9 protein-coding genes are annotated in these 17,876 nt (G+C 62.9%); 6 read left to right on the plus strand and 3 right to left on the minus strand.

Going from position 1 to position 17,876, the window contains the following annotated elements:
- Positions 1-7 precede the first annotated feature (7 nt).
- Positions 8-8,704: a GH36-type glycosyl hydrolase domain-containing protein gene (locus tag H143_RS19835; protein ID WP_033365908.1), complete on the minus strand. Its 8,697-nt coding sequence runs from the start codon at positions 8,702-8,704 to the stop codon at positions 8-10.
- 2 nt (positions 8,705-8,706) lie between these two features.
- Positions 8,707-9,585, minus strand: coding sequence for a slipin family protein (locus H143_RS0102920; RefSeq protein ID WP_026349661.1), 879 nt, complete (start codon positions 9,583-9,585; stop codon positions 8,707-8,709).
- Positions 9,586-9,765: 180 nt separating this feature from the next.
- Here H143_RS0102920 and H143_RS0102925 point away from each other — a divergent pair, with 180 nt between their 5' ends.
- The 6 genes from H143_RS0102925 (at position 9,766) to tkt (ending at position 16,203) form a co-directional block, all read left to right on the plus strand.
- Complete coding sequence (locus H143_RS0102925) at positions 9,766-10,839, plus strand: transaldolase (protein ID WP_019936731.1); 1,074 nt, start codon at positions 9,766-9,768, stop codon at positions 10,837-10,839.
- A 142-nt stretch (positions 10,840-10,981) separates the two neighbouring features.
- On the plus strand, positions 10,982-11,254 hold the full coding sequence (locus tag H143_RS23175; RefSeq protein WP_019936732.1) for a hypothetical protein: 273 nt from the start codon (positions 10,982-10,984) through the stop codon (positions 11,252-11,254).
- Between the two features lie 24 nt (positions 11,255-11,278).
- Entirely contained in the window at positions 11,279-12,571 is a 1,293-nt protein-coding gene (locus H143_RS0102935; RefSeq protein WP_019936733.1) for an NRAMP family divalent metal transporter, read from the plus strand.
- A gap of 159 nt (positions 12,572-12,730) precedes the next feature.
- On the plus strand, positions 12,731-13,159 hold the full coding sequence (locus H143_RS19840; RefSeq protein WP_033365910.1) for a Spy/CpxP family protein refolding chaperone: 429 nt from the start codon (positions 12,731-12,733) through the stop codon (positions 13,157-13,159).
- Between the two features lie 390 nt (positions 13,160-13,549).
- Positions 13,550-14,143, plus strand: coding sequence for a YSC84-related protein (locus H143_RS0102950; RefSeq protein ID WP_026349662.1), 594 nt, complete (start codon positions 13,550-13,552; stop codon positions 14,141-14,143).
- Between the two features lie 8 nt (positions 14,144-14,151).
- The gene (gene tkt / locus H143_RS0102955; RefSeq protein ID WP_019936738.1) at positions 14,152-16,203 is read left to right on the plus strand and encodes a transketolase; all 2,052 of its coding nucleotides are present in this window, start codon (positions 14,152-14,154) and stop codon (positions 16,201-16,203) included.
- Here the strand turns inward: tkt and pgm are convergent.
- Positions 16,195-17,850 (minus strand): phosphoglucomutase (alpha-D-glucose-1,6-bisphosphate-dependent), encoded by a 1,656-nt coding sequence (pgm, locus tag H143_RS0102960; RefSeq protein WP_019936739.1) that lies wholly within the window; start codon positions 17,848-17,850, stop codon positions 16,195-16,197. The two genes, tkt and pgm, sit on opposite strands and share 9 nt — an antisense overlap.
- Positions 17,851-17,876 lie beyond the last annotated feature (26 nt).

The following is a 17,876-nucleotide window of genomic DNA, read 5'->3' on the forward strand; positions in this document are numbered from 1 at the left end:
TTTTGCTCTAGGGCCTGCCCAGCGTCACCGTCACCCGATGGCGCGCCGCGTCGTCCACCAAGGGCACTGCTGTCTTGCCGGATTCGAATTCGATACCGTCCATGACGATACGGCTTACGCCGCGATTGACGCCTTGCGGATTTTCCACCGTGATCTCGTACCGGGCCGCGCCATGACGCAACACCGCGGTAAAACCCGGCCATATCCTGGGTATGCACGGATCAATGGAGAGTTGCGCGCCGCGCTTGCGCAAGCCAAGCAGCCCTTCGATGCCGGCGCGGTACATCCATCCCGCCGAGCCGGTATACCAGGTCCACCCGCCGCGCCCCGCATGGGGATCGACCGAGTAGACGTCGGCCGCCATGACATACGGCTCGACCTTGTAGCGGTTCATCCCGCTACGCGTGAAGCTGCGATTGATGGGATTGAGCAGCGAAAACAGATGGGCTGCGCGATCGCCGTCGCCCATCTTGGCGAATGCCAGCATAGACCAGACCGCGGCATGCGTATATTGACCGCCGTTTTCCCGGATGCCCGGCGGATAGCCCTTGATATAGCCGGGATCTGCCTGCCCATGATCGAACGGCGGGTCAAACAGCAGGGCAAGACCCTCGTCGCGACGGATCAGCCGATCGTCCAGCGCCGCCATCGCGCATTCTGCCCGCGACGCATCGGCCGCGCCTGACAAAACGCTCCAGGACTGGGCAATGGCATCGATCGCGCATTCGTCGTTGGCGGCCGATCCGAGCGGCGTGCCATCGTCGTAATAGCCGCGCCGATACCACTGGCCGTCCCACCCCGCGCTTTCCAGCGCCTCTCGCAAGGCTTCGACGCGCAGCAGCCAGCGGTCAGCCCGCTCACTGTCTGCGCGCGACCGCGCCAAGGGTTCAAAGGCCAAGAGCGTGGCATAGAGGAACCAGCCTAGCCACACACTTTCGCCGCGCCCCGCCGCGCCGACCCGGTTCATGCCGTCGTTCCAGTCGCCGGTACCCATCAGCGGCAAGCCATGCGCACCGAACAGACCAAGGCTTTGATCGAGCGCGCGCGCGCAATGCTCAAAAAGCGGCACACTGGTCTGCGACACGCGCGGCGTGAAATAGGCGTCGTGCTCGCCCGCGGCCAAGGGCGGCCCCTCGATAAACGGCACCATCACGTCGAGAATCGCGTTATCGCCCGTTACTTCGATGTACTGGGCCGCAGTGTAGGCCAACCATGCCCTATCGTCCGAAATATGTGTGCGCACGCCGGCACCGTCGTCGGGCAACCACCAATGCTGCACGTCGCCCTCCTGGAACTGCCTGGCCGCTGCGCGCAGAAGATGCTCACGGGTCAGTTCGGGACGCGCCACGGCGAGCGCCATGCCATCCTGCAGCTGATCGCGAAAGCCATAAGCGCCGCTGGCCTGATAAAAGCCCGCGCGCGCCCAGATGCGGCTGGCCAGCGTCTGATACAGCAGCCAGCGGTTCAGCAGCACATCCATCGTCCGGTCGGGCGTTGCCACCTGAACGGTTTCGAGTGTTTCGTCCCAGAATGCGGTCACCTCGGCAAGTACGGCATCCAGATCGGCTTCGCGGTAGCGGACGATCAGCTGCCGGGCCGCTTCCGGCGCTTGAGCCTCGCCCAGCAGAAATACGATTTCTGCCGCCCCGCCGGGCGCCAGCTCAATCTCGGTTTGCAACGCAGCGCAAGGGTCCAGCCCCGCGCCGACTCGGCCCGACAGCGGCACGGACCCCAGCCCGGCCGGATTGGCCAGACTGCCGTTGCGGCCGATGAATTCGCGCCTGTCGGCGCTCCATGCGCTCTGCCGGCCAGCCAGATCGGCAAAAGCCACCCGGCCGCGGTAGACCCCGGCCCGGGCATTGCTGGCAAACATCGCTCCCGTTTGCGCGTCGATCTCGCTGACTGTGTGCGGTGCGGCAATACTGCGCGACGCGCCCAGCGCCCATTCGGCATAAGCCGTCACCGAGAGCCGGCGAGTCCGGCTCGACAGATTGCGCAGCACCAAGCGGGAAATCTTGACAGGGTCCTCTCGCGGCACAAATTGCAGAAGCTCCAGCGCGACCTCCTCGGCTGTATGCGTAAACCGGCTGTAGCCCTGGCCATGACGCGCGACATAGGATGCCGCGCCCTGGGGGTTGCGGCGCATGGGATTGGCCTGAGGCCCCCAAAGCACCCCGGTTTCGTCGTCGCGAACGTAGAACACTTCCGCGGGAGGATCGACGACGGCATCGCTGGACCAAGGCGTCAGCGGGTGATCGCGGCTGTTCGACGCCCAGGTATAGCCGCTCCCCTCGGCCGAGACCAGAAAGCCGCAAGATGGGTTGGCGACAATGTTGACCCACGGCATCGGCGTGCATTGTCCCGAAGCGAGAACCGTCACGTATTCTCTGCCTCCGTTGGCAAAACCGCCAAGACCGTTAAAGCACTCCAGCGCGGCAGCCGGCGCCAGACCTGCCGCAAGCACCGGCCTGGGCGGGTAAGCCTGCGCAGACGGGGAAACAAGGCGAAGCGGTGTAGCAGGCCGAAAATTGGTTAAGCGCCTTAGCTGCTCCAGCAGACGGCCATTGCGCGCCGCCAGCACCGCACGCGCGGCCACGGGAAAAAGCGCAAGTGACGCGTCCGACATGAGGTCCGCGCGCAGCACGAAAATATCGCCGTGCACAGCGCCGATAGGCGCAGGCTGCACTTGCCGGGAGCGCACCAGCGTTTCGAGGGCCGCCTGCAACTCCTGCGCATACGACATCACACGCTCGTTGATGATGACCAGATCGACCGCGAACCGCTTCATGCGCCAGTATTCATGGGCATGCACCAATTGGCGCACCAGCGCCATGTGCTCGACGTCATCGATTCGCACCAGCAGAATCGGCAGATCGCCGGACACGCCATGCGCCCAAAGCGGCGCGGCGCCAATGCCGCCCGCGGCCTGCACGGCTGCCGTGCCGCGCAGCAATGCGGCCGAAGCCGGCCGCAGCGACGCATCGTTGTACAGTAGGTGGCCAGCCATCTGTTGGAACAGGCAGGCCTCGTCGGGACTCACGCCAATGTGGCGCAGTTGTATCTGGGCCTGAGTCCAGGCCAGCATCGCCGCCCGTGCAAACGGCTCGCCATCTCGATGCTTGTCCACCAAGTCCAGCAATTGAGTCCGCGAGTCGGCGACAATGGTCCAGAAATCAACGCTGGCCGTCTCGCCTGGCCTAATGCACAAACGCTGGCGCAGGACGAAGACGGCGTCGAGCACCACGCCCGCCGAATTGCCAAGCCGCCGCCCGCTGGCGAGGCCCTGCGGGAGGCGCACGCTTTTCCCGCGCCCGATGAACCGTGCCCGATCGGTTTCGATTTCGACCGCCCCGACGGCATCGCCCGATATTTGCGCAAGATGCGCGGCCCAGACCTCGGGCTCGCCCACTTCGCGTCGACGGCGCGTCGCCAGAATGGCATTGGATCCAGGCAAAAACTCGGTTTCGACGAACAGTTTCGAGAATGACGGATGCGACTGATCGGCGGCCGGCGGAGCAAGCACGATCTCCGCGTAGGACGTGAACTCGATGACACGCACGCGCGCGCCCTCGTTGGTCAACGAGACTCGCCGCACTTCCGCGTCCTCCTCGGGCGATACGACCACATCGAACGTGGTGGTCAGCGTGCCGTCTTGGCGCAGAAACTGCGCGCGGTCTTCCATGAATTTCACTTCGTACCGATCCGGGACGGCTCCGATTGGCTGCCACGTCGCCGACCAGAGTTCGCCGCTTTCCGCATCGCGCAGATACAGGTAGCTGCCCGAGTCGTCGCATGTGGCATCCTCGCGCCAACGCGTGACGGCCACATTGCCACGACGGCTGTATCCTGACCCGGCTGCCGTCAGCATCACGGTGTAACGACCATTGGAAAGCAAGTGGGTAGCGGGCAAGGGTCCATCCGCCGAAAACAGACGCCTTGCCACCGCGGGCCCGGTTCCACGCATCGCAACATCGACGCGTTCCTCGTCGACCCGCAGATGCGCAACCGCGACTCTGCTGGGCATGCGCTCCTGCAGCAGCAGCTCGGTGGCCTGGATTGCCGGTTCGGCGTGGAAAAAACCGCGCAGACGGCCGTTCAGCAGCGCATTGGCGATCGCGACGATCGACATGCCCTGATGATGCGCCATGAAGGCGCGCACCACCGCGACCCGCTGGCCTTCGGGCACACGCGCCGGCGTATAGTCGAGCGCCTCGTAGAACCCGAACCGGCCAATTCCGCCGGCGGCGACAATACGTTCGAAGTTGCTCACAGCCGCGCCTGGCGCAACCATGGCAGCCAGCGCTGTCGCGTAGGGTGCGATCACGATGTCATGACCAAGACCGCGCTTGAGCCCCAGATCCGGGATGCCGAAACTCGAGTATTGATAAGTAAATTCAAGATCACGCGCATTGAAGGCAGATTCAGAAATGCCCCAGGGCAGTCCGAGCGCGGCGCCGTAGCGGATCTGCCGGCGTACGACCAGGCTGTTGGTCCGCGCAATCAGGCTTTCTGCCGGCGCGCGCATGACCAGCGATGGCATCAGGTATTCGAACATCGAACCAGACCAGGACACCAGTGCCGCGCCGCCGGGAACCGGCGTGGCGACGCGGCCCAGCCGAAACCAGTGGCGTGCGGGAATATCACCCTTGGCGATGGCGATAAAACTGGCCAGCCGCGCCTCGGAGGCCAGCATGTCATAACTGCTTGGGTCGAGCCGCCCGTCCCCGACGGCATAACCGATCGACAACAGGCCGCGGACCGGATCCAGCAGAAAGCCGAACTCCATTGCATCAGACATTTGCAGCGCCGTATCGGCTATGGCATTTAGTCGCGCGGCCAGAGACGCCGACTCCGGCACACGATCGTCGTCGCAGCAGTGTCCATGAACCACACGTTCGAGCGCGCCAATCCAGAACAGCACCTCACCGCCCACGTCGGCCGAATTCTGATGAACCTCATCAACCAACGCATGCGCAATGTCAGCCACTGTCGCGGCGAGCAGCTTGATTCTGGACCATGTCGGCATCGGCTCGGCAGCCGATCGGGCGGGTCCGATTTCGGATGCGGGCGTGCAAGCGCCGGGAACCCTAGCCGGCCCATCGACCGCCAGAGCAGCCTGAAGCGCACCCGATGCCTGATCGAACTCGTCATGCAGGAGCGTACGGGAATGCCGAGCCGCATGCGCGCTGACTGACATGCTCAACAGGGCAAGGCTATCGCGTATGCCAGAGAAAGCGCTCGATGCCGCCCCTGCCGGCTGTTGCGCCCACGCGCGGCAGGCATTGCCCACCGCGATCAAATGACCCGCAAGATTTCCGCTATCGACAGATGACACATACCTCGGCTCCAGCGCCTGCAGACTCTGCGTGTCGTACCAATTGTAGAAATGGCCTCGATGCCGGGGCAGGCTTTGCAGCGTTGCGAACGTGGTCTCCAGTCGCGCGATCGCATCGTGCGTACCCAACCAGCCGAACTCCCGCGCGCTGACTGTCGCAAGAAGATAAAGCCCGACATTGGTCGGGGACGTGCGGTGCGCGACGATCTGGCGCGGCTCTTCCTGCAAATTGTCCGGCGGCAGCATATGTTCGTCCGTCGTGACAAAAGTCTCGAAATAGCGCCAATTGCGGCGGGCATACAGACGCAGGTGCAGCGCGTCGTCGGAATCGATATTCAGATCGCATGCCGATCGTGGTGCGATGCTCACCCTATGGGCGATGACCGGCGAGGCCAGCCAGGCGATCACAAACGGAATGCCGACCCACGCCCCGCCGTTTCCCAGGTGCCATGCCATCCATGCGCTGGCCGTCGTTCCGAACAGGGCAAGCATGACGCCGCCGCGCATCCAGAAGAAAAGCGCATCAAGCGAACGCCGTTCATTTGCACCGGTTTCGGCTGCAGTGGTCCATTCAAGCAGATGCCGATGGCTGATCAGAACACGAAACAGCGTGCGCGAGATCGCATCGCACATCGACCATGCCTGCTGAGCCAGGAACACAATCGAAAAGCCGGTCCGAACCAGGGCCAGGTAAAAATCGGTCAGCCAAGTACGCAACAGACTGCCGAACGTCATTTTCACGTGCGCTCGCCTCCAGTGCGGCATGAACGCCCCCAGCACGGGCAGCATTGCAGGCACTCCGATTGTCGCCACGACATAGATGCTCCAGAGCAATGCGCAAGGCAACGGAAAAGCCCAGCCGACCAATAACGCGAGGAAGGTCGCGGGTGCCGCCAAGGTGCGACGCAAGTTGTCCAGGATCTTCCAGCGTCCCGTGGCCTGCAATGTCAGGGCGGCCCGCTGCCGCACCGGAAACAGCCAAGGCAGCAGTTGCCAGTCACCGCGCGCCCATCGATGCTGGCGCGCCATGGCGACGTCGTACCGGTCCGGAAATGCCTCGACCACTTCGATATCGGACGCCAGGCCCGCGCGCGCGAATATCCCCTCGAACAGGTCGTGGCTGAGCATCGTGTTGTTCGGCACCCTCCCGGCGAGCGCCAGCTCGAAGGCATCGATATCGTAAATTCCCTTGCCTACGTAGGAGCCTTCGTCGAACAGATCCTGGTACACGTCGGACACGGCCGCGGCATAAGGATCAATTCCGCTAGGGCTCGATAAAATGCGCTGAAACAGCGAACCCTCGGCGCCGAGTGGCAATGACGGCGTCACACGGGGCTGTAAAACGCCATATCCTTCTACAACGCGCTGGCTCTGCGGGTCGAACACCGGACGATTCAGCGGATGCGCCATCTTGCCGATCAGGCGGCGCACCGTATCACGCGGCAGGCGGGTGTCCGCATCGAGGGTGATCACATAGCGAACTTGCGGCGGCGTGATCGGCGTATGCCCATCGATGGCGACGAAAGAAGTGTCCGTCGCGCCGCGCAACAGACGGTTGAGTTCGTGCAGTTTGCCGCGCTTGCGCTCCCAGCCCATCCAATGCCTTTGCTCTTGATTCCAGATGCGCCGCCGATGCAATAGCAGGAAGCGGGCGCCATGCGGCGTGGCCGGATAGCGCCGGTTCAGTTCCGCGATTCCTGCGGCCGCGGCAGCCAGAAGGCCTTGGTCATCATCGGTCAGCTCGGTCGGTGAGTCCGTCCAGTCCGATAGCAGCGCGTAGTAAATTTCGCCCGCTCCGCTCGCAAGATGATGAATCTCCAGCCGCTCGATCTGTTCGGTCAGCGCGGCCCGTGTGGTCAGCAGCGTTGGAACGGCCACCACCGTGCGCATCTCGGCCGGAACGCCGTCGCGCAGCGCCAGACCTGGCAGAACGACCGCATTGACGTCACGCATCACCCCTCGATTGGCAATTGCCACGGCCGCATCCAGCGTGGGCAATATGCCTGCCAGACCCAACCATACAAGCCAGCCGGCATGGGGCACAAAGCCGGCCAGCAGCGCCAGAATGCCGCCCAACAGCAGGGCCGCAAGCAGCAAAATGCGAGCGATGTAGCCACCCAGACCGACGCGGCGCGTGAAACGGTGCAGCCACAGCCTCGCCGGCGGGCGATAGCCGATTGCCGTCTCGAAAGCGTGCCGGCCGGCCCCCAGCAAGTAATAGCCGGGATCGACGGTGTGCTGCCGCATCGCTTGCGCGGCAGACTCTTTCGCGGCCGTATCCTGCGTCGCCGTCTGTGCGGCGGCGACGGCACGATCCGCGATATCGATCTCGCTCAGCGACGATCCGCGCGCCAACACCTCGATCGCGCCGCGATACAAATTGCGCGTGGCGAAATCCATGTCTACGAACTGTGGGTATACGCGCAATCGCTCGTCAACGGGACTCATGCGCTCAAACAGGTCGCTCCAGTCCACGTCGGAAATCAGGCGCATGCTCGTAATCACATTGCGCACGGTCAGGCTTGCCGCACCCTGATTCTGATGCACCGCGGCAACAATTTGCTCCACCGTCGTGTTCTGAGCGATCAAGCGCGCGTGCAGCCATGCAATGGCCGGCATCGCCTCCGGGTCCTGATCGTGCAGCCGCTGTATCAATTGCACCGCGAAGGTATCGCGCAAAGCCGATCTGCCATAGCGCACGAGTAGTGTTTCGATGGCCTGAGGCGCATGGCCGGCCACGCCGAGCAGACGATCGGCCATTGCATCGGCATCGACTCGCGCGATGCGGCCGTCGGTAATTTCGTCGGCCAGTCGCCGCAGGTTTTCGATCAGCACAATGCGCAGCGTAATGGCCACGGCCCAGAGTTCGCCGATGGTCAGCGGCTGCACGGTCTGGTATGCCTCTACGAACCTGCAAAGCAGGTTGGGGTCAAAGTGACTATCGGTATGCGCGACGAATGCCCACGCAAGGCCGAAAACGCGTGGATAGCAGGAGAACGAGCCGGCGCTAAGCTTGGGCAATTGCCGGTAGTAGCTGGCTGGCAGGTCATCGCGGATCTGGCGCACCTGGTCTTCGACCAGGTGGTAGTTGTCGAGCAACCATTCTGCGGCCGGAGTGATCGGCTCACCGTTTCCCGCCGCCGTCACCGTCGTTTCGTAGGCCCGCAAGAGCTGGCGCGCATTATCCTTGAGCCGCGCCGTCAGGGAGGGGCAGGCGCGAGTCTGCTTCAGGATGGACTGAGCACCAGCGAGGCTGCGCGCGTGCTGCATCAGCCGCTCTTCGCCAAACAACTCGTCGCGCACCGGCGCGATGCTGTTCCATGGCGATGGGTTCCTGCGGCTCCATGCGGCACGTGCAAATTGAAACATCATTAGGCTGCCGTCTTGAGCGGGCTGGCGACGGCGTTCCGGTCTGTGGCGATTTCCCGACCTGCGACAGCCAGCGCAAGCACAGGATTCAGACTATCGACCATTGAAGTCGGCATGAGAATGGTGGCGCCCCGCTCCTTGGTTGTTTCGTAAATAATATTCATCGCCCGCAGCTGCAGTGCGCCGGGTTGACTTTCATAGATCCGCGCTGCCTCGACGAAATTCGAGGCGATCGCGGCTTCCGACGAACCCAGAATCACGCGTGCCTGCTTTTCGCGTTCGGCCTGCGCCTGGCGGGACATCGCATCCTGCAGCGCAACCGGAATCGCGACATCCCGGATCTCCACCGAACTGACCGCAATACCCCATGCGGCAGTCTTGCCTTCTATTTCGATCCGCAGATGCGAGTCCGCTTGGACGCGATCCGAGAGCAGCGTCGAGAGCATCGAAGCGCCGATCAATTCCCGTAAAGTCGTCTGAGCCACTCGGTCGATGGCCTGGCGATAATCGGTAATCGATAAAGCCGCCTTTTGCGCGTCGTTCACATGCCAGAAGATAATCGCATCGACATTGACCGGCACCGTATCCTTGGTTAAAGCCTGCTCAGCGTTGAAAGCCGTGGTCTGGATCCGTTCATCAATGATTGCCACAATGCGATCCAGCAAGGGCACGATCATGAAAAATCCGGCCCCCTTGACGCTTTGCAGCTTGCCCAGCCGCAGGATCACGAACTTTTCCCATACATTGGCCACCTTGGCGGACAGGCCGACGAGAATCCCGACGACAATCAGCACGCCCCCCAGATAAAAATTGATCCATTGGCCAGCGGCAATACCGGCCAGGACAACCACAAGAGATAAAAATAAGGGAATCTGGTTCATGGCAATCAACCTCGTTTGATGCCCGCTCGAAAGAGCGATACATACTGCACACGGTGTTCATTTCCCCGAGTCCAGTCTGTACGTTGCCGTACCCAACCGCAGGCTTGCTTTTCGGTGTAATTGCGCGCAAGGTGAATCGATCTACGCACCTTTCTCGTCGGTGCGTCAGCGAGGTCTCTCATGAATGCGACAACCCGGCTTCATGCCCTAGGTCAAAGCCTATGGCTTGACAACATCACGCGCGATCTTCTGACCAGCGGCACGCTCGAGCGCTACCGCACCGAACTGTGCATAACGGGGTTGACGTCCAATCTGGCCGCCTTCGATCAGGCCATCCGCGACACGGCCGTCTACGACGACGCCATTGGCTGGAAGATCCGGCAAGGCATGCCATGCGAAACACTATTCTTCGAGCTGGCAATGGAAGACCTGACACGGGCCGCCACGCTGTTTCGCCTTGTTCATGAAGCAAGCCATGGCATGGAAGGCTGGGTCTCGCTGGAGGTTTCTCCGCTGCTGGCCGATGACGTGGCTGGAACAATCGATACAGCCAGATGGCTTCATACCAGCGCGCAATGCAACAACCTTTTCATCAAAATCCCGGGCACGGCGGCGGGAATTCAGGCCGCCGAAGAACTGATCTTCGCCGGCGTTCCGATCAACATCACGCTGCTATTTTCGCGCGGACACTATATCGCCGCGGCCGGCGCCTACGCACGCGGCATCCGACGCAGGGTTTACGCAGGCCTCGACCCGAAAGTCCATTGCGTGGCATCGATTTTCGTCAGCCGATGGGATCAGGCCGTCAAGGACATGATCCCGCCCGCACTGCGCAACCGATTGGGCATTGCCGTCGCCAGGCAAATATACAAAACCTATCGAGAACGGCTGATTGCGCCGCAATGGCGCGAGCTGGCCAGGAACGGCGCTCTGCCCCAACGGCTGGTGTGGGCCAGCACAGGAACGAGAGACCCGACGCTGCGCAGCGGATACTACGTCGAGGCGCTTGCCGCACCGCACACCATCAACACCCTGCCGGGAAAAACCATGCTCGAATTCGCCGAGCGGGGCGAGGTGCGCGGGGCGATGCGCGACGATGGCGGCGACTCCGAATCCTTGCTTGCCGAATTCGCGCAGGCTGGCGTGGGCATTCCAGCGCTTGCCGCGCAACTCCAGGACGAAGGCCGGCTTTCTTTCATTCGATCCTGGAACAAGCTGATGAACCTCATCGCTGCGAAAGGCAAACCCACTTGAGCCGGATTGTGTGCAAAAGAAAGGCCTATTCCAGTGGTTTTTATTCTTGATTATTTTCCGATGCGTGCACGCTAGCGTACCGACTACGCCGTGATATTCCCGTAGCGTCTCATTATTCATGCAGACCAACAAAGGAATCATCATGAAACATTCGAAGCTGATATTTGCCGCCGTGACCATGCTCGCGCTGGGTGCCTGCACCGGACCCCAAGGCCCGCAGGGCGAGATGGGCAATACCGGAAACACCGGGCGGCAAGGGGACTCGGGGTATAGCGGCGCGACCGGAGCGACCGGCGCTCCCGGGGCGACCGGTGACACGGGCGCCACCGGCACCACGGGGGCAAGAGGCAGCAACGGGGCCAGAGGCCCTGCCACTACCCCCGACGGCGCCGTGCTGCTCGTCCCGGCTCACTGAAACTGACGCCGGGCCTGCCGCCCCATGCACGCACCGGTATCCGATCCGGTCAAACAGCCGGACCGCCCCAAGCTGCTCCAGGTAATGGGGCCAGGCCTGATCACCGGTGCCTCCGACGACGATCCGAGCGGCATCGCCACCTATTCGCAAATCGGCGCCAAGTTCGGCTACGAACTGGCCTGGACCCTGCTGCTGAGCTATCCCTTGATGGCGGCGATCCAGGAAATCAGCGCGCGTATAGGTCGGGTGACCGGCTACGGCATCGCGGGCAATCTGCGCCGCCACTACCCGTCATGGCTTTCCCGCGGCATCGTCGGCCTGTTGCTGATTGCCAATATCGTCAATCTGGGAGCGGACTTGGGTGCGATGGGTGCCGCGCTCACGCTGCTTATCAACGGCCCCGCCCTGCTCTATGTCTGTCTGTTCGGACTGCTATCGGCCGCGCTGGAGATCTTCACCCGCTATGCACGATACGTGTCGGCCCTGAAGTGGTTGTGCCTGTCGTTGTTCAGCTACGTGATTTGCGCCTTCGTCGTGCAGGTCCCGTGGGGCCAGGTCGCCCGGGCCGTAGTCTGGCCCCCGCTCTCCTTCACGCCCGGCTATATCGTGGCCATTGTCGCGGTCATGGGGACGACCATCAGTCCCTATCTCTTTTTCTGGCAGGCCGAGCAAGAGGTCGAGGACGAACAGGAGCGGCCCGACGGGGCGGGCGATCTCGTTCGCGCACCGTTGCGGGCGCACGCCGAATTCGCCCGCATCCGCATCGATACGTATCTCGGCATGGCGCTTTCCAACGTTATCGCCTTCTTCATCATCATCACCACCGCAACGACGCTGCACGCGCACGGCCAGACCGACATCCAGACCTCTGCGCAGGCCGCCGAAGCCCTGCGGGCCGTGGCCGGCCGCTTCACGTTCATTGTTTTCTCGGCGGGCATCCTCGGCACCGGCATGCTTACGCTGCCCGTACTCGCCGGCTCGGCCGCCTACGCCGTGGGAGAACTGTTCTCGTGGCGCGTCGGTCTTGCGCGCCTACCCAGGCAGGCCAAGGCTTTTTATGCCGTCATCATCGCGGCCACCGCGATCGGCGTCGGCTTGAACTTCACGTCCATCGATCCCGTGAAAGCCCTGTACTGGAGCGCTGTCCTCAATGGCGTGGTGGCGGCTCCGGTGATGGCCGTCATGATGCATCTTTCGATGCGTCAAGCCATCATGGGCACCTTCACGCTGCCGCCTGTGCTGCGCATCCTCGGTTGGATCGCGACTTTCGTGATGGCCGCGACAGTATTTGCCATGATCGCCACGTGGATAGCGTGACCGGTCGGCACTGCCCTAGCGTTCGCCATCGGACAGATACCGCTCAAAAATAGGAACATACGTGGTCTCGTGATCGAACACTCGTGGCCTTCACCTTTTGTGAAAGCCTAGGTTCCTCGTATATATCCTTGGAGATTCACGATGAAATGCACTCATTCCTTGGCTCGGCCGTTCGCCCTAACCGCGCTCGCGGCAGTTCTGCTTCTGGGTGCGGCCGTGTTGGCCAGACCAGCCGCCGCGGCCGGCACCCAGCCGGCGAGCCGAGCCGATACGCGCATAAACAGCCTTCATTTGCGCCTGCAAATCACTGCCGCGCAGGAGCCTCTCTGGCAGACTGTTGCGCAGGTCATGCGCGACAACGACTTAGCCATCGAAGCGCTCGAGAAAGTCCGCGCCGAGGGCAAGAACACTATGACCGCCGTTGACGATCTACGGTCTTACGGCCAATTGATCGACGCCCATGCCGACGGCGTCAAAAAACTCGAACCGCCATTCGAGGCGCTTTACAAGACCCTGTCGCGTACGCAGAAGCACAATGCCGACCTGATTTTCCGCAACGAAAGACACCCTGTACAAAAGAAGGGTTGATTATGGCGACTTCAATCACACGTATGCCGGCGAGGCATTTCATGCGCAACAAAAGGGTAGCCGCGTCTGGACTCGCCGTCGCGCCGGCCTGCCTGCCTGCTCGCGACTCCGACGCTGCGAGCGCAAGAGGCTAACCGCGCAAGACAACAGCACACCCATGGACATGAACCCCGGCATGCCGATCGGCATGGCAATGATCGCGGTGATGGCGCCGGCCACTACATAAGCTATCCGGGCTATGTCTATGGTGCGCCCCCTCTGGTCTACGGACCATCGGTCGTGCCCCGGCATCAATCTCTTCCTGCCGCTTTGGCTTTGTACGCTGTCGTACCGCACCGGCGCGTGCATCGGCGTAAGTTCGGGTAACTCACATCCCATCAGGAGAACATCGTGCTAAGAAGAAAATTCATACTGGGCACGCCCGGGTCGATTCTTGCAATCGGCTTCGCCGTCTCGGGCTGCACCATGACCGGCATGTCCGACGTCAAGACTCAAAGAGAACAGACCGACAAGCGCCACACAATTGACTCCGGAGTGGACTCGACCTTGACACGCCTTTATGCGGCTGCGAACGGTTCGCGCCAACTCGTCGAGAAAGCCCACGGTGTTCTGGTATTTCCGTCGGTCATCGATGCGGGCTTTGTCGTCGGCGGACAATACGGCGAAGGCGCGTTGCGCATCCATGGCCGCACGAGCGGGTACTACAGTACGGTTACCGGATCAGTGGGATGGCAGGCCGGGGCGCAGTCGCGTGCGATCATCTTTCTTTTCATGACGGAGGAATCGCTCAACAAGTTCCACAATGCCAAGGGCTGGTCTGCCGGCGGCGACGCATCGGTAGCTGTGCTGAAAATCGGCGCAAACGGCGCTGTCGACACCAGCACCGCAACCGGAGATGTCGATGCGTTCGTGCTGTCCAATGGCGGCCTGATGGCGGGAGTTTCGCTTCAAGGCACCAAGGTCACCCGGCTCAAATCGCTATAGCCGGCCCGATGGACAACCAGACCCTGGACGCGCTGTGCGTCGACACACTGCGTTTTCTTTCCATCGACGCGGTACAGCTAGCCCATAGCGGGCATCCCGGGCTACCGCTCGGCGCCGCGCCCATGGCTTACGCGCTGTGGTCCCGCTTTCTCAGGCACAACCCGGCCAATCCGGCATGGTTCGACCGTGACCGCTTCGTGCTGTCGGCGGGGCACGGCTCCATGCTGCTGTACAGCCTGCTGCATCTGACCGGCTATGACCTACCGCTCGAGGAGATAAAGCGTTTTCGGCAGTGGGGTAGTCGCACGCCGGGCCACCCCGAGCGCGGCCTGACCCCCGGTGTGGAAACCACGACCGGACCGTTAGGCCAGGGATTCGCCAACGGCGTGGGCATGGCCATTGCCCAGGCCCATCTCGCCGCACGCTACAACCGCCCTGGCTACGACATCGTCGATCACTACACCTACGGCATCGTCAGCGATGGGGATCTGATGGAAGGCGTTGCGTCGGAAGCGGCTTCCCTGGCCGGCCATTTGCGGCTTGGCAAACTGGTCTACCTGTACGACGACAACCAGGTCACGCTTTCCGCGGGCACCAGCATCGCGTTTACCGAGGACCGTGCCCAGCGTTTCAGGGCCTACGGCTGGCACACCCAATGCGTTGAAGACGGCAACGATCTTGCTACCATCGGCCAAGCTCTGGCTCATGCCCGCGCCGAAACGCAACGCCCATCCCTGATCCTGGTGCATACGCACCTGGGTTACGGATCGCCCAACAAGCAGGACACATACAAGGCACACGGTTCGCCGCTCGGTGAGGAAGAAGTGCGCCTGACCAAGCAGAACCTGGGCTGGCCGATCGAGCCGGCCTTCTATATTCCCGCCGCAGCTCAGACGCGTTTTCATCGCGCTCGAGTGGAAGGCTCGCAGCAAGAGGCCGAATGGAACGCCCTGATCGCCTCTTATACCCAGGCATTTCCCGTGCTTGCCGAAGAACTGCAACAGACAATGCAAGGGGAATTGCCCGATGGCTGGGACCGCGACATTCCGCATTTCCCCGCCGATGCCACAGGCATGGCCACACGGTTCGCATCGGGCCGGGTCATGAATGCGATAGCGCCGCACCTTCCCGCGCTGTTCGGCGGCTCGGCGGACCTCGATCCCTCGACCTTTACCGCGCTGTCGGGCCTTGGGGACTTCGCCGCGCCCGGCGCCGACGCCCACGATAGGCAGGGTTCCAACGGGGGCGGCTGGAACCACGCAGGTCGCAATCTGCACTTCGGCGTGCGCGAGCATGCCATGGGCGCGATCCTGAACGGACTGGCCGCGCATGGCGGCATCATTCCGTTCGGTGCGACTTTCCTGATCTTCTCGGACTATATGCGCCCGCCGATCCGGCTTGCCGCGCTCATGCATCTTCATGTGATCCTTGTTTTTACGCACGACAGCCTGGCGCTGGGCGAAGACGGTTCAACGCACCAGCCCGTCGAGCAGCTCGCGAGCCTGCGGTCCGTGCCAGGACTGCATGTCATGCGTCCCGCCGACGCCAACGAGACAGCCCAAGCCTGGCGCCTGGCGCTGGAAACGAAAGACCGGCCCACCGCGCTCGTCCTGACGCGGCAGGACGTGCCGACTTTCGACCGCACCCGATTCGCCGCCGCCGACGGACTGCGGCGCGGCGGCTACGTACTTGCCGACGCTCCCGGTGGGGAGCCGGCGCTGATCCTGATCGCCACCGGCTCCGAGGTCGCACTGGCGATGGCCGCGCGCGAACAATTGCTGGCGCGGCATATCGCGGTGCGCGTGGTTTCACTGCCTTGCTGGACCTTGTTCGACGCCCAGGAGCAGGCATACCGGGATGCCGTGCTGCCTGCGTCGGTGGGCGCGCGACTCGCGATCGAGGCAGGCGTAGCGCAAGGCTGGCATCGCTACATCGGCGATCGCGGCGGCGTGCTCGGCATAGACGGCTATGGCGCCTCGGCGCCGGCCGACGTATTGCTGCGCGAATATGGGTTCACCGTCGACAACGTCTGCGCGCGCGCCCTGGCGCTGCTAGGGTAACAACGCCACGCGCAACGCATCGTCGACCATCGCCTGGGCCTGATCGACGATGCGCGTGAGGTGTTCGTCGCCGAGGAAACTCTCCGCATAGATCTTGTAGATATCTTCGGTGCCCGATGGCCGCGCGGCGAACCATCCATTCTTGGCCACTACCTTGATGCCGCCGATGGCCGCGCCGTTGCCCGGCGCACGATCGAGCACCTGCTCGATCTTCTCGCCCGCCAATTCGGCGTGGGTAACCTGCGCCGGCGCAAGCCGGGCCAGCCGTGCGCGCTGCGGCGCCGTCGCCGCCGCCTGGATGCGACGCTCGACTGGGGCGCCCAACTGTCCGGCTAGCTCCTGGTAGCGCTCCGCGGGGTCGCGACCCATCCGTATCGTCATTTCCGCGGCCAGCAAGGCAGGCACCATGCCGTCCTTGTCGGTCGTCCAGGCCGTGCCATCGCGCCTCAGGCAGCTCGCTCCGGCGCTCTCTTCACCCGCATAACCCAGCGAGCCCTCGAGCAGGCCGTCCGAAAACCATTTGAATCCCGCCGGCACTTCGTAGAGCGCCCGGCCGTGCTTGCTCGCCACACGATCGATCATCTGGCTGCTGACAACAGTCTTGCCCACTGCCGCATCCGTACGCCACCCAGGCCGGTGCGTGTAGAGATAATCGACGAGAACAGCCAGATAGTGATTCGGCGCCAGCAAACCGGCGTGCCGGGTGACGATGCCGTGCCGGTCGTGGTCGGTATCGCATGCGAAAGCCACATCGAAGCCATCCCGCTGACCGATCAGCGCCTGCATCGCATAGGGCGACGAGGGGTCCATGCGGATGCGCCCATCCCAATCGACGCTCATGAAGCCGAAAGTCGGATCGACGATATCGTCGATCACGGTGAGATTCAGGCCGTAGCGCGCGGCGATCGGTTTCCAGTAATGTACGCCCGCGCCGCCCAGCGGATCGACGCCCAGGCGGATCGGCGAACCGCGCACGATGTCCATATCGATGACACCGGCCAGATCACCCACATAGACATTGAGAAAATCATGCCGATGCATCGTCGCGGCACGTATCGCCCTGGACAGCGGCATGCGGCGCACTCCCTGGAGCCGACTTTCGAGCAGGCGGTTCGCCGCCGCTTCGATCCAGCCCGTCGCGGCCTCGCCGGCCGGCCCACCGTTGGACGGGTTGTATTTGAAGCCGCCGCTTTCCGGCGGATTGTGCGAAGGCGTCACGACGATGCCGTCGGCCAGGCCAGCGGCACGGTTGCGGTTATAGGCGACAATGGCATGGGATATTGCCGGAGTAGGCGTATATTCTCCGTTTTGCGCGATCATGACCTCCACGCCGTTGGCCGCCAGGACTTCAAGCGCACTCGCGTAGGCCGGCTCGGAAAGCGCGTGCGTGTCAATGCCGATGAACAGTGGGCCGTCTGTCCCCTGCCGCGCGCGATACAGGCAAATAGCCTGCGTAATCGCCAGGACATGCCACTCGTTGAAACTGCATGTCAGCGAAGATCCTCGATGCCCGGACGTTCCGAACGCGACCCGCTGTTCCGTTATCGAAGGATCCGGCCGATCACTGTAATAGGCCGTGATCAGCCGGGGCACATTGACCCGTATCGAACGGGGTGCCGGCTTTCCGGCCTGCGGACTGACATACATACCTGCTCTCCCTGCCCAGACTAGGT

Origin of the sequence: Bordetella sp. FB-8, assembly GCF_000382185.1 — a bacterium.
Lineage (GTDB): Bacteria > Pseudomonadota > Gammaproteobacteria > Burkholderiales > Burkholderiaceae_B > Bordetella.

Excerpts from the sequence above, each read along its gene's own strand:
- H143_RS0102925 (WP_019936731.1), top strand. The coding sequence starts at position 9,766 with ATGAATGCGACAACCCGGCTTCATGCCCTAGGTCAAAGCCTATGGCTT.
- tkt (WP_019936738.1), top strand. The coding sequence starts at position 14,152 with ATGGACAACCAGACCCTGGACGCGCTGTGCGTCGACACACTGCGTTTT.
- H143_RS23175 (WP_019936732.1), top strand. The coding sequence starts at position 10,982 with ATGAAACATTCGAAGCTGATATTTGCCGCCGTGACCATGCTCGCGCTG.
- H143_RS19835 (WP_033365908.1), bottom strand. The coding sequence starts at position 8,704 with ATGTTTCAATTTGCACGTGCCGCATGGAGCCGCAGGAACCCATCGCCA.
- H143_RS0102935 (WP_019936733.1), top strand. The coding sequence starts at position 11,279 with ATGCACGCACCGGTATCCGATCCGGTCAAACAGCCGGACCGCCCCAAG.
- pgm (WP_019936739.1), bottom strand. The coding sequence starts at position 17,850 with ATGTATGTCAGTCCGCAGGCCGGAAAGCCGGCACCCCGTTCGATACGG.
- H143_RS0102920 (WP_026349661.1), bottom strand. The coding sequence starts at position 9,585 with ATGAACCAGATTCCCTTATTTTTATCTCTTGTGGTTGTCCTGGCCGGT.